This is a genomic window from Acinetobacter genomosp. 15BJ, from assembly GCF_000400715.1.
In the GTDB taxonomy this organism is placed as follows: Bacteria; Pseudomonadota; Gammaproteobacteria; order Pseudomonadales; family Moraxellaceae; genus Acinetobacter.
This window is the reverse complement of the sequence record NZ_KE007347.1, coordinates 1,094,892-1,107,791: the sequence shown is the minus strand read 5'-3', so window position 1 is coordinate 1,107,791 and position 12,900 is coordinate 1,094,892. Positions and strand designations below refer to the sequence as shown.

Genomic DNA, 12,900 nt, shown 5'->3' with positions numbered 1-12,900 from the left:
ACAGGGAGATTTAAATTAGGTCCATAAAGCGTTGAAATTAAAAAAACACCTTTAAGTTTTTAAAGGTGTTCTTGATATTTGGAAGAATTCAGCTATTTCTGCTTAAGCAGCATGGTTTTTTGAATTAACTGCTGCGCTGATAAAATTATAATCAGCAACGTTGACTTTACGTGTCTCTAGCCAATATCTCCATGTATATGTTGGCCATAAAGAAAAGTTCTTACCATCTGCAGCTTGATACCAACTGCTACAGCCACCTGCTTGCCATACGGTACCTTTGAGCTGATCTTGAACACGTTCATTGAACTGGTCTTGAACTTCGTGCTTGATCTCAACCGCTTGTGTACCTGTTTTATCAACGGTTTGGATCAATTGTAGAATATAGTTGACCTGAGACTCGATCATGAAAATTACAGAATTATGGCCAAGAATGGTATTAGGTCCAAGTAACTGGAACAAATTCGGGAAGTTTTTGGTGCTCACACCATAATAGCTTTCCGCACCATCTTTCCATGCTTGCTTAAGTTCTATGCCGTTACGGCCAACGCAATTGAAATGCTTTAAGTAAATGCGTGGATCAGTAATAAAGCCAGTACCATAAATCAAGCAATCAATTTGACGTTCTTTACCATCTTTGGTGACGATACCGTTCGCTGTAATTTCCTGAATAGCATCTGTCACCAATTCAACATTTTTACGGTTGAAGGTTGGGAAGTACTTATTTGAAATAAGAATACGTTTACAACCCATGACAAAATCTGGCGTCAATTTTTTCGCAAGCGCTTTGTCTTTCACTTGATAGCGGATAAAGGCTTCAGCAAGTTTTTGACCATATTTCATAATCTGTGGTTGCACGATTGGCACAACACGCGATTCATTGGTCCAATAGAGACGGGTACGATGAATCTGGCGATAAATATTCGATGCTTTAAATAAGCTTTTACTTAGCTGAGAATATTTACGCTCATCACGTGGAATGACCCAAGCAGCGGTGCGTTGGAACACATAAAGCTGTTTTACTTCTGCTGCAATTTCAGGAATATATTGAATCGCGCTACCGCCAGTACCGATTGAAACGACTGCTTTGCCGCTTAGATCGTAATTGTGATCCCATTGCGAAGAATGGAACACTTTACCTTTAAATTTCTCAATGCCTTTGATATGGGGGATTTGTGGCACATGCAGGGGACCAGACGCAAAGATGACAAATTGAGCCTCAAGAGTTGTCTGATCTTCAAAATCTAGCGTCCACACATTGCGGTTTTCGTCAAATTCGGCATTGGTTACTTCGTGATTGAATTTGCAATAATCTCGAAGTTGATATTGCTCGGTAATATTTTGAATATAATCAAATATTTCATCTGCCTCAGCATAGCGTTTTGACCAGTCAGTTTTAGGTGCAAATGAAAGGGAATACATATGTGATTGAACGTCACACGCTGCGCCAGGATATTGGTTTTCTCGCCATGTACCGCCAACATCGTTGGTTTTTTCTAAAATTACAAAATCATTGATTTGACTTTGTAATAGTCGAATAGCCATCGCTAAGCCACCAAAGCCCGCACCAATAATTGCAACTTTTGTTTTTTGAATCGCATTTTTGGTTACATCACGCATAGTCTACGTCCTACACAGCTAAATTTTGTGCAAGTTTAACGGTTTTGACGAGATTAAATATGATTGTATAGACGTAAAACTTGATCATTTCGGCAATTCATTTGCACAACGTTTTATAGTAAAACATTAAAGTTTTGAGAACTGCATTCGGACTTATGAAGAGATCTATCCTCGGATTGATGTATTTGATTCAGGGCATGCGTCATGTCGGGATCGACGTGGATGCACGTTTAGCCAATATGGGAATACAGGCCGATGCTTTAGATCCTAGTTCAATTATTCCAGATGAGATTGAATGGGATATTTTGCAGCATATTAGTCAGGATATTTCACCTGAACAAGGTTTATTTATCGGACAGCATTATGCGTTAGCCGGTTATGGGCCTTTCCTGATGCTATTGGTTACTAGTGATACTTTGCATAAGGCCCTATTAAATGGGGTTCAGTATCAGCAACTCACTCATCTTTTTGGTTCATTGCAGTTAAAGATAGAAGATGACTTGATCTATTTACTGTATCGACCGATTGATTTAAGTATGCATTTAGGTCAATTGAGAGCGCAATGCGAAATCTCGGGTACTTATAAGTTTTTACAAGATATCTTTAAGATGATGGGACTTGAAGTTCCTCTAATTCAAATTGAACTGCCATTTCATCGACCCAAAGACTTAACACTACTTGCAGCATATCAAGATTATTATGGGAAAGATGTCAAATTTGGATGTGCACAAGCTGCTTTTATTTTAGAAAATACACAAATTTTAAACACAAAAATTCCGTCTGCTGATATTTTGACGTATCGCATTTATGAAGAAAAATGCCTACAGGATATTCAACATTTAGAAAAAACTGCCAGTCTCAAATTGACTGTGGTTGAGTATGTTGAGGATTATCTGGAAATGCAAAATGGGGTGATTCCAAGTATGGCGGAAACGGCTTGTGCATTGGATATTCCTGAGCGTACTTTGCGGCATCAATTGCAGCAAATGCAGACCAGCTATAAAGAAATTCGCGAAAGATTAATCAAACAGAAGGCAATAAAATTTATTGAAAATAGTTCATATTCAATCGAACAGGTGGCCGAAATGTTGGGCTATTCTGAGCCTGCTGCATTTAATCATGCCTTTAAAAGATGGTTTGGACTGAGTCCTCGTCAATATAATCGAAATCATTAAATGATTAAAAATGGTACATTATGATGTTTAAACTCTATGATAATTAAGCCTAAAATCTAATGTCATTGAACGGAATGTTCGATATAATTTTCACCAATTAAAATTGCAATAACACCTTATGTCAAATTCTAAACCAGACTCACATAGCACTGCATTTATCCCAACATCACCTGCCGAGCGTTATGCTCAAGCAATTGAGTCAGGACAATTCATGCCAGATGAAGCACAAGCTCAGGCTGTGCAAGAGTTAGATCGAGTATGGAAAGAGTTACACACTCGCTATAAGGCTTCAAAGAAAGCATTTCGACGTTTCCGTCGTCAGACTTATCCTAAAGGCGTTTATATGTGGGGTGGTGTAGGTCGTGGAAAAACGTGGCTAATGGATCAGTTCTATGAATCTGTACCATTCCGTCGTAAAACACGTATGCATTTCCATCATTTTATGCAACATGTACATAAAGAGTTGAATAAACTTTCTGGACAACGTAACCCTTTAGATTTGGTCGCTGATCAAATTTATAAGAATGCCGTTGTCATTTGTTTTGACGAATTTTTCGTATCGAATGTAACCGATGCCATGATCTTAAGTGATCTGTTCCAAAAGCTGTTTGAGCGTGGAATAACATTGGTTGCAACGTCAAACATTGCACCAGATGGTCTATACAAAAATGGAATTCATCGTGATCGTTTTATTCCGACGATTGAGCTGGTGAAGAAGAACTGTAGTGTTTTGAATGTTGATGCTGGGGTGGATTATCGTTTGCGCGTATTGAAGCAGGCGCAACTGTTCAAATATCCATTAACTGATGATGCTCAAGCGTGGTTATCTGGCCGTTTTAAAGCTTTGACACAAACCCAGACGCAGTCAAACTCACCGATCATGATTAATAATCGTGTGGTTGAAACATTGGGGCATACGGAAGACGTATTGTGGTGTGAATTTTCAGAGTTATGTTTTAAACCACGTAGCCCAGCAGACTTTATTGAAATCGCGAATATCTATAATACGGTTTTGGTCAGCAATGTTCCGCATTTGACCGATTTCCTGTCTGAAGGAACACGCCGCTTTATTTACTTGGTCGATGAGTTTTATGACCGCGGTGTAAAACTGATTCTCACCTCAGAAGATTCGATTATCGATCTGTATGAAGGCGAGAAATTGGCCTTTGAGATTGAACGGACGCGTTCACGTTTATTGGAAATGCAATCGGATGATTATCTACATTCGGAGCATCGACAAATTCAGGTCGCACAGACTTCATAAATGAAAAGGCATTCTTCGGAATGCCTTTTTTTATAAACTTACATGGATAAGGCTTTATTCTTGGTCAAATTTTGCTATAACTAGATGAGTTTGAAAAAGGGAGTATGTCGCATAACGATAGTAAAAACTCATTATTTGATATTTTGATAGGTATAAAAAAATGTGTTTGTCAATACTTCTAATGGGGAAAATGCTTACTATTTAGGAATGTGATATTACTATTCAGGCTAGTATAAATCAGTATACTAGAATTCTTGTTATAAAAAGTTAGCACCATCAGGAAAGACAATGACTGCACGTATTCAAAAAGGCAAGCTAGCGATTGCTAAAGAACTTTACGATTTCATCGAAAATGAAGCTTTACCAGGCACTGGTTTAGATAGTGAAACTTACTGGAAAAACTTCGAGCAAGTCGTTGTAGACCTTAGCCCAAAGAACAAAGCATTATTGGCTAAGCGTGATGATCTTCAAGCAAAGATTGATGAATGGCATCGTAACAATAAATTTGAATTAAATGCTTACAAGGCATTCTTAACTGAAATTGGTTACTTAGTGCCTGAAGTTGCTGACTTCGAGGTTACAACTGAAAATGTAGATGAAGAAATTGCATTATTAGCAGGTCCACAATTGGTTGTACCTGTACGTAATGCGCGTTATAGCTTGAATGCTGCAAATGCACGTTGGGGGTCTTTATATGACGCACTGTATGGCACAGATGTTATTTCTGAAGAAGGCGGTGCAGAGAAAGGCAAAGGTTATAACCCAGTTCGTGGCGATAAAGTTATTGCTTTCGCAAAAGATTTCTTAAACCAAACTTTCCCATTGGCTCAAGGTTCGCATGCCGATGCAACTCAATATGCAGTGGTGAATAACGGTTTAGCTGTAACGTTAAAAGATGGTTCAACCACTTCTTTGGCACATGAATCACAATTTGTTGGTTTTAACGGCGAAGCTGCAAGCCCAACTGAGATCGTTTTGTTGAATAATGGTTTGCATGTGATTATCGAAATCGATGCGAACAGCCCAGTGGGTAAGACTGATGCTGCTGGTGTGAAAGATTTAACTCTCGAAGCTGCGGTAACAACCATTCAGGATTTGGAAGATTCAGTTGCTGCAGTTGATGCTGAAGAGAAGGTTGAAGGCTATCGTAACTGGTTAGGCCTAATGAAAGGTGACTTACAAGAGTCAATCGAGAAAAATGGTAAGACCATTACTCGTACCCTAAACAAAGACCGTACTGTTCAGAACCTCATTGGTGGCACGACTAAATTACATGGTCGTTCATTGATGTTGCTTCGTAACGTGGGTCACCTCATGACAAACCCTGCTATCCTTGTTGATGGTCAAGAAGTGTTTGAAGGCATCATGGATGCGCTAGTGACTCCATTACTGACAGTTGCGGATATTCGTGGTCAAAACGAAAATCAAAACTCTCGTAAAGGTTCAATGTATATTGTTAAGCCAAAAATGCATGGTCCAGAAGAGGTTGCATTTGCGGTTGAATTATTTGAGCGTGCTGAACAAGCGATTGGCTTGCCTGCAAAATCACTCAAAATCGGTATCATGGATGAAGAGCGCCGTACCTCTGTAAACTTGAAGAACTGTATTGCTGCTGCGAAAGATCGCACCATCTTCATTAATACAGGCTTTATGGATCGTACAGGTGATGAAATCCATACCTCTATGGAAGCTGCACCAGTTGTTCGTAAAGAAGCAGTTAAAACACAAAAATGGATTGCTGCTTATGAAAACCGTAACGTTGCAATTGGTTTAGCATGTGGTTTACAAGGTAAAGCGCAAATTGGTAAAGGCATGTGGCCAAAACCAGACAGCATGAAAGACATGTTGGCGACGAAGACTGCACATCCAAATGCAGGTGCATCTTGTGCATGGGTTCCATCTCCAACAGGTGCGGTACTTCATGCATTGCATTATCACCAGATCAATGTAAAAGCACGTCAAGATGAGTTGGCTGCTGAAAACATGTTGTCATTAGATGACTTGTTAACACCACCGTTTGCGCCAGAAACAAACTGGACTGCGGAAGAGTTAAACAACGAACTTGAAAATAACTGTCAAGGTATCTTGGGTTATGTGGTTCGTTGGGTAGACCTTGGTGTTGGTTGTTCGAAAGTACCTGACATCAATAACGTTGGTTTGATGGAAGACCGTGCTACTTTACGTATTTCATCTCAACACGTTGCAAACTGGTTACGTCACGGTATCGTAACGCGTGCGCAAGTTGAAGAAGTGCTTAAACGTATGGCTGTGATTGTTGATCAGCAAAATGCCAATGATCCATTGTATACACCAATGGCACCAAACTTTGATGGGATTGCATTCCAAGCTGCTTCTGACTTGATCTTCAAGGGTGCAGAGCAACCATCAGGTTATACAGAGCCATTGTTACATGCTGCACGTTTAAAATTAAAAGGTTATACAGGTGATTAAGTTCATCTAAAATAAAAAAGCCTCTTCGGAGGCTTTTTTATTTTGTATGGAGCCTGTGGACTTTAACTGTAAAAATATAGACTCAATTTAAGTGGCCCAATTCATCTGGAACAGGATAAAACATCATCTTGATGAAATTTTTGTTATAATTCTCGCAGTTTGATCATTTAGCCGAATCATAACGATGTCACAAATTTTAAAATTAGATGCTTTAAAACAAGCGCAAGTTTCTACTTCGCCGTATCCTTACTTTGTAGTAGAAAATTCGATCGTAGATAGCGAAGTGAAAGCTGTTATTCAGGATTTCCCAAAGATTGAACAGGGTGGTAGCTACAACATTGAAGATGTTGAAATTAAGCCTAATTTTGATCGCTTTTTAAAGTCTTTAGATACCAAAGAATTCCGTCAGATTTTAACTGAAAAATTTGATGTGGATGTGATGGAACATCCAATGATGATCACCTTGCGTGGTTATTCACGCCAAAAAGATGGTCGTATTCATTCTGACTCGAAAACCAAACTTCTGACTATTCTTATTTATCTAAATGAGTCTTGGGATGCGCCTACAGGTCGTCTACGTATCTTGAATGATGAAAAGAACATGGATGACTACGTCGAAGAAATTGATGCGGGTCCAGGTACATTGGTTGCATTTAAAGTGACTGATAATGGTTGGCATGGTTATGTACCTTTTGAAGGACAGCGTCAATCAATTCAAATCAACTTTTTAACTAGCGACAAAGCCAATGCCAAGCACCGCTTTATCCATGGTTTAAGTGCAAAAATGAAAAAGTTATTTGGCTAATTTATGCAATTAGAAAGAGGAGGCTTGATACCTCCTTTTTTTAACTTTGTTTTTAAGGATAAATACTCAACCAACTATGTGTGCCAACTATAAACCATTAACAGTCGAGCAAGCTCAGCAGCTTGGTTTACCTTTGATTCCATTTGAATATGGGGATGAAGTTTACCCAAGTTATACAACCCCTTTGCTATTTAAATCGGAGCAAGGGCTGGAGTGGCGGGAAGTATTGTTTGGTTTGGTACCAAAATGGTCGGAAGATACCAATATTTCCAAGCATACTTATAATGCTCGACATGAAACCATTTTTCAGAAACCTAGTTTCTTGGAGGCAGCTTCAAAGTGCAAATTTGGAGTTATTCCTGTTTCCGAGTTTTATGAAAGTAAATATATTGATAATAAGCCACAAAGATGGGGTGTACGTCGTAAAGATGGACAAGCATTTTATATCGCAGCACTGTATGAAATTCGAAAGTTGAACGATCAGGTGATCCGTTCGGCAACCATGCTCACGATGGACGCGATAGACCATCCGATGATGAAAGATTTCCATGAGCCGGGAGATGTAAAGCGGTCAGTAGTAGTTATTCCGCATGAGCGTTTAGATGAATGGTTAAGCTTAAAACAACCACATCAGCTCTATGAGTTTATGCAGGGTTTTCCTGTAGAAGAATTTGAGTGTTCCCATGTTCCTAAAGCAAAGATCGTAAAAATAACACCGCAACTGAATATGTTTGATTGAGCTTAATATTTGAGTTGATGAGATTAAAAAAGGCTTCCAATTGGAAGCCTTTTTTAAATCAGTTGCTTAGCGCGCAAGATTTTTAAACATATGGCGTAGAATTTCCATTGTTTTTTCAATTTGCAATGGCGTTAAGCCATCAAATGATTGTTCGAGGATAACTGAGGTAAGATCATTGATTTTAGTAATCATTTCCTGGCCTTTGTCTGTTAGATAGACGCGAGTGATACGACCATCGTCCTTACACGAATAAGTATCGATATAACCTTCATCTTTGAGGCGATAAACAATCTTGGTTGTGGTCGACATTTTGGAAATGACCATGTCGGAAAGCTCTGACACACTGGCATGAGGTTTGACATGCAATGCAATGAGAATACGGCGACGAGAATTGTCTAAGCCATATTTTTTGAGCACGTTATCGATATTTTGAACGTACTGAGCATTTACTTGAGAAATCCAGTAAAAAGGAAAGTCTTCCAGGTTAAATGAATCGGCTGTAGGTAAAAAACGCGCATATTTTTTTGGCATCACTTATTTCCTATACTTGCACAAGGAGCCACTCCTAGTCGCTCCTAGATTCCATGAAATGTCTATAACTTGCCTGTTAAAAAAATCGATCCTCTGATTTTTTTAGCATTCCATTTTTTAACAAATCTGTTCAAAGATAACGGTGAAATTATCTTTATTCTCAATGAATAAGTCATCATAAAATTCACATAAATCAGCTATTAATGATGTACTATCCAGTCGTCTTTCCCTCAAGGTTGTCCTACAGTCTTGCATTACTGCTTATTTGTAGAATAATCGTATTGTAGAAAAAAAATACGATTTTTGACGTGACATTTTTATAATATTTTCTGTCTAAAATGTCATAAATATACGAAATCAATATATTTATAAAATAAATAACGCTTAAAAAAATAGCTAATACAAATGTTTGAATTAATCAATTGGTTAAAATATAGCACATAAAAATTTTTTAAAAAGTTGAATAAATACATTCTTTATCACATTTTTTCGATGAAATTTTAAAATTTGTAGCTTTGAATAGATTTTGATGGGTTAATTTAGATATAAATTTGGTGTGTAGGACGAATAGTGAGAAATCAAAAAAAGATATGAAAGGGATAACAATTGAGCTTCGGAGATCAAATAGATAAAAAGACGCATCTAAACAGGATTACAGGTTTAGATGCGTAAAGTGCAAAATTGTGATGACTGAATGTTTTTCTTAAAGCTTAAGTTCACTTTCCATCAGGGGCCATAGTTTTTGATGTGACTTTTTAAACATCGACATATGTCCAATTTGTTTATAGCCATGTTGTTGTGGATTCAGTTCAATTAATTTGGTTGGTGCATTGGGGTATAAGCGCAGTAAGTCTTTGACATTGGCTTGGGTGGCAATTTCATCATCAGTTGCCCAAAAAGAAGTAATCGGGCATTGAATTTCCTGATGATAATCTTCGAAGATGCTTTTACCAATCGCATTCATCACATAGCCAGGTTTACTACAAAACTCAGCCCATTGTTTTGCAACATTTTTAGGGAGGTTTTCTCCCATTCCAATAAATTGAGTTGCGCCATAACCTTTTAAAAAGCTGGAAACTGGGAAAATAACATTAAACATGACCGGCGCAAGGATTTTGGTTTTACCTTTCAAACCTTTGACATGACCTGTTGAGCCGGCGATCGCTAAAACCTTAGCAACCTTGTTATAGTTTGAAGTAATCCCGAGTAATTGCCCACCAGCACTATGACCAACAATAATCACTTTTTCAGCTTGAGTTCGCTCTAATAAGGTCTCAATTGCGGCTGGAATATCATAAATTCCCCAGTCATTTATACTGGCCGTAGAATTCTTGAGCGGGCCATGTAAAGACTCACCAATACCGCGAAAATCAAAACTTAAAACGCTATAACCTTGTTGGTTAAGCCATTCTGCGAAAGCATGATAGAAATTTTTAGTAATTCCTGTCGCTGGACAAATCAAGATTGGGTAGGGTTTGGTATGATCTTGTGCAGGATAAAATTGCGCTGCAAGTTGATAGTCATCTTTGCAACTGATCCAAAAAGATTCATAACTCTTCATTAGAAAGATACTCTTATATATGCATCGTTCTACTTTACACAAGTTCCAAAAAGAAACTCGTTTAAAAAATGACTTAAAAGTCAAATTTTATGTAATATACGCACACAAAAGGAATATTTTAATTTCGGGGATGTTATGTACGTTTTAAATACTGCAACACAGCTTGCTATTGTATTTAGTGGGATTTTTCTATGGGTGGGGATGCTGACTGGAGTTTGGAAATATTATCAAATCAGACAAACAGCGCAGGCAAGAGCACATTATTATGTGGATATTGCACATCGGAGCAGTCTACTTTACGCAGCAGCCAGTCTAATTTTAGCAGCCTTAAGTTTTTTTACAGTTTTATCTGATTCAATCGCATTATTTTGTGTTGTTGCAAACCTATTCTTCTTTACGATGTCGATTTTAATTTATATCTTGCATGGACTACTAAAAGATACAACCAATCAATTCAAACAGCCGCATCAAGTGGGGAAATGGACTTTACCAGCATGGTGTATGACGTTGATGATGTTGAGTTTAATTATTGTAGAGTTGGGTGCAACTGGGATTTTAGTATTGGGAACAATTGTTCAATTTTTACATTAAAAAAATGGATGATCACTCATCCATTTTTCCTAAAGAATTTTTTTGGCGCACTGCGCTTAACTGTCGAAACTTTCGATCGACGATCGCCCACATACAAAAGGCCAGAGATACAATCAATGCATATGCAAAATATTCGGGTTTTAAATTACCTTTAATTGTGCCTTGAAATAACAACGTAACCATTAAGGCCAGCGTTGTAGTTGCATATACGATTGAATCATTTGCCTTCAGAGTGTTAATGAAGACTTGCTTGCTGAAATGTATTGATAACATCTCCATCCCTCCTTGTTGTGACGACAAAACCATGTGTTTTTGTCTGAATTGTTTTTTAAGTTGTACTGCTATTTTCTGAGCATTTCAATAGGGATAATGACTATTTTGAAAATAAATTTCTAAATGTATTGATTTATATAACTTTTAAGTATTTTTTATATTGATTTATACTATTTTTTAGTTAAATATTAGCTATTATTTTTACATTTTGAAAAATTTGCCTATCAACTTATTTAAATGAAATAGTTGTTTTAGATCACAAATAAAGACAATCGGGTTGTATTTGACAGTGTTAACTTTAAATCAAGAAAAGAAAGATTTGTCGTAAACAAAAAATGAGCATTGGATAAAAGAACATTTTTTGTATAGCTAAAATCATGTTTGGGTAAAACATCATTTTAACGACAAATCATTTTAATCTTTAGATGCTGATACGCGATCGACCACAATTGCAAAAACAAGAACGATCAGCGATGGCAGTAACCATGCAAGATTTTGTTCGTTCAATGGTAAATGCTGAATAAAAGTCGGTAATTGCGCAGTAAAGCCAGCCGCTTTAATTGCTTCAAAAATACCAAAAAGGAAAGCAACAGCAGTTACAGATCCAACGACGATGGACGGATTGTTCCAACGTTTCCAGAAGAAGCTGAGCATGATCACGACAATCGCTGGCGGATAAATTGCACTAAGTACAGGAACTGAGATTGCAATCAGCTTTGTTAGACCTAGATTAGAAATCAACAAAGAAAAGCCAGTCAGGATAAAAACAAGTAACTTATAAGATAAGCCTGTTAATTCTGTGAAATATTCAGCACAAGCACAGGTGAGACCAATTGCGGTTACCATACATGCAAGGAAAATTAAGATGGTTAAGAAATACGATCCGTAATCACCAAATGCGTGTTGTACATAAGCATGCAGAATAATTGCACCATTGGCTGCATTAGGCGCGACTTCATGACTGCCTAAGCCAAGTTTAAACAAGCTGATATACACAAGCGTGAGTCCAACACCCGCGATCAAACTTGCGATAATGGCATATCTGGTAATCAGTTTTGTATCTGTTACACCACGTGATTGGATCGCTTGAATAATCACGATACCAAATACCAGTGCACCTAAGGTATCCATGGTCAAATAACCACTAACGAAACCTTCAGAAACAGGACTTGCGATATAGTTATTCACAGGCGCTGAAATCATACCTGTTGGAATCGCAAATGCTGCGATACCTAAGATTGCCAAGGCAATGATTTTTAAAGGTGCCAGTACATGGCCAACCGTATCGAGTAATTTATTTGGATAAAGTGAAACTGCTGTCACAAATGCAAAATACACAATACTATAAATAAGAAGGCTGCTACCTGATGTACCAAAATACGGTGCAAAGCCAATCTCATAAGAAACTGTTGCAGTACGCGGTGTTGCAAATAATGGACCTACGGATAAATAGCAAACAATGGTGAGTAGTAAGCTAAAGAATCGTCCAAGTGGAGAGCTGATGATTTCGATTGAACCTTTCATACGGGATAAGGCCATAATCGTAATGACAGGCAAACCAACTGCGGTAATTAAGAAACCGAAGGCAGCAAGCCAGACATGTTCACCAGCCTGCTGAGCAACGATTGGAGGAAAGATAATATTGCCTGCGCCAATAAATAACGCGAAGGTCATAAAACCTAAAGCAATGATATCTCCTGTACGAAGTTGATTCATAAAGAGGGAGGCATAAAATAAAAGTGCGAATTTTAGAACAAAAATGCGTTCTTTTGAAACTAATTTATGTGAAATTTGGTTGATTTTTGACTAAAAAGAAATGATTAAAATCATATAATTAGTAATGGTAAAGCTAATGTGTTGAAAAGCTTTCCAAAACTCAAAAAATGCAGAAGC

Annotated in this window: 11 protein-coding genes; 6 read left to right on the top strand and 5 right to left on the bottom strand. The window is 37.7% G+C overall.

Going from position 1 to position 12,900, the window contains the following annotated elements:
* Positions 1-102: 102 nt before the first annotated feature.
* Entirely contained in the window at positions 103-1,617 is a 1,515-nt protein-coding gene (locus F896_RS08935) for a flavin-containing monooxygenase (RefSeq protein ID WP_016163877.1), read from the bottom strand.
* A gap of 155 nt (positions 1,618-1,772) precedes the next feature.
* On the opposite strand from F896_RS08935, the gene F896_RS08940 reads away from it, so the two are divergent.
* From F896_RS08940 to F896_RS08960, 5 genes are all read left to right on the top strand, one after another.
* A complete protein-coding gene (locus F896_RS08940; RefSeq protein WP_016163876.1) occupies positions 1,773-2,792 on the top strand; it encodes an AraC family transcriptional regulator in 1,020 nt (339 codons plus the stop codon).
* A gap of 118 nt (positions 2,793-2,910) precedes the next feature.
* Entirely contained in the window at positions 2,911-4,056 is a 1,146-nt protein-coding gene (gene zapE, locus F896_RS08945) for a cell division protein ZapE (RefSeq protein WP_005153415.1), read from the top strand.
* A gap of 288 nt (positions 4,057-4,344) precedes the next feature.
* Positions 4,345-6,507 (top strand): malate synthase G, encoded by a 2,163-nt coding sequence (locus F896_RS08950; protein WP_016163875.1) that lies wholly within the window; start codon positions 4,345-4,347, stop codon positions 6,505-6,507.
* A gap of 184 nt (positions 6,508-6,691) precedes the next feature.
* Positions 6,692-7,312, top strand: coding sequence for a 2OG-Fe(II) oxygenase (locus F896_RS08955; RefSeq protein WP_016163874.1), 621 nt, complete (start codon positions 6,692-6,694; stop codon positions 7,310-7,312).
* A gap of 76 nt (positions 7,313-7,388) precedes the next feature.
* Positions 7,389-8,051, top strand: a complete 663-nt coding sequence (locus F896_RS08960) for an SOS response-associated peptidase (protein ID WP_016163873.1) — start codon at positions 7,389-7,391, stop codon at positions 8,049-8,051.
* 66 nt (positions 8,052-8,117) lie between these two features.
* On the opposite strand, the gene F896_RS08965 is transcribed toward F896_RS08960, so the two are convergent.
* Both F896_RS08965 and F896_RS08970 read right to left on the bottom strand, forming a co-directional pair.
* Entirely contained in the window at positions 8,118-8,582 is a 465-nt protein-coding gene (locus F896_RS08965; RefSeq protein ID WP_016163872.1) for a MarR family winged helix-turn-helix transcriptional regulator, read from the bottom strand.
* 703 nt (positions 8,583-9,285) lie between these two features.
* Positions 9,286-10,143, bottom strand: a complete 858-nt coding sequence (locus F896_RS08970) for an alpha/beta hydrolase family protein (protein WP_016163871.1) — start codon at positions 10,141-10,143, stop codon at positions 9,286-9,288.
* A gap of 135 nt (positions 10,144-10,278) precedes the next feature.
* On the opposite strand from F896_RS08970, the gene F896_RS08975 reads away from it, so the two are divergent.
* Positions 10,279-10,734 (top strand): hypothetical protein, encoded by a 456-nt coding sequence (locus tag F896_RS08975; RefSeq protein WP_016163870.1) that lies wholly within the window; start codon positions 10,279-10,281, stop codon positions 10,732-10,734.
* A 12-nt stretch (positions 10,735-10,746) separates the two neighbouring features.
* Here F896_RS08975 and F896_RS08980 read toward each other — a convergent pair whose 3' ends face one another.
* Positions 10,747-11,007: a hypothetical protein gene (locus F896_RS08980; RefSeq protein ID WP_004806700.1), complete on the bottom strand. Its 261-nt coding sequence runs from the start codon at positions 11,005-11,007 to the stop codon at positions 10,747-10,749.
* 414 nt (positions 11,008-11,421) lie between these two features.
* Positions 11,422-12,723: a branched-chain amino acid transport system II carrier protein gene (gene brnQ, locus F896_RS08985; protein ID WP_016163869.1), complete on the bottom strand. Its 1,302-nt coding sequence runs from the start codon at positions 12,721-12,723 to the stop codon at positions 11,422-11,424.
* Positions 12,724-12,900 lie beyond the last annotated feature (177 nt).

Excerpts from the sequence above, each read along its gene's own strand:
- brnQ (WP_016163869.1), bottom strand. The coding sequence starts at position 12,723 with ATGAATCAACTTCGTACAGGAGATATCATTGCTTTAGGTTTTATGACC.
- F896_RS08975 (WP_016163870.1), top strand. The coding sequence starts at position 10,279 with ATGTACGTTTTAAATACTGCAACACAGCTTGCTATTGTATTTAGTGGG.
- F896_RS08950 (WP_016163875.1), top strand. The coding sequence starts at position 4,345 with ATGACTGCACGTATTCAAAAAGGCAAGCTAGCGATTGCTAAAGAACTT.
- F896_RS08955 (WP_016163874.1), top strand. The coding sequence starts at position 6,692 with ATGTCACAAATTTTAAAATTAGATGCTTTAAAACAAGCGCAAGTTTCT.
- F896_RS08940 (WP_016163876.1), top strand. The coding sequence starts at position 1,773 with ATGAAGAGATCTATCCTCGGATTGATGTATTTGATTCAGGGCATGCGT.
- F896_RS08980 (WP_004806700.1), bottom strand. The coding sequence starts at position 11,007 with ATGTTATCAATACATTTCAGCAAGCAAGTCTTCATTAACACTCTGAAG.
- zapE (WP_005153415.1), top strand. The coding sequence starts at position 2,911 with ATGTCAAATTCTAAACCAGACTCACATAGCACTGCATTTATCCCAACA.
- F896_RS08965 (WP_016163872.1), bottom strand. The coding sequence starts at position 8,582 with ATGCCAAAAAAATATGCGCGTTTTTTACCTACAGCCGATTCATTTAAC.
- F896_RS08935 (WP_016163877.1), bottom strand. The coding sequence starts at position 1,617 with ATGCGTGATGTAACCAAAAATGCGATTCAAAAAACAAAAGTTGCAATT.
- F896_RS08970 (WP_016163871.1), bottom strand. The coding sequence starts at position 10,143 with ATGAAGAGTTATGAATCTTTTTGGATCAGTTGCAAAGATGACTATCAA.
- F896_RS08960 (WP_016163873.1), top strand. The coding sequence starts at position 7,389 with ATGTGTGCCAACTATAAACCATTAACAGTCGAGCAAGCTCAGCAGCTT.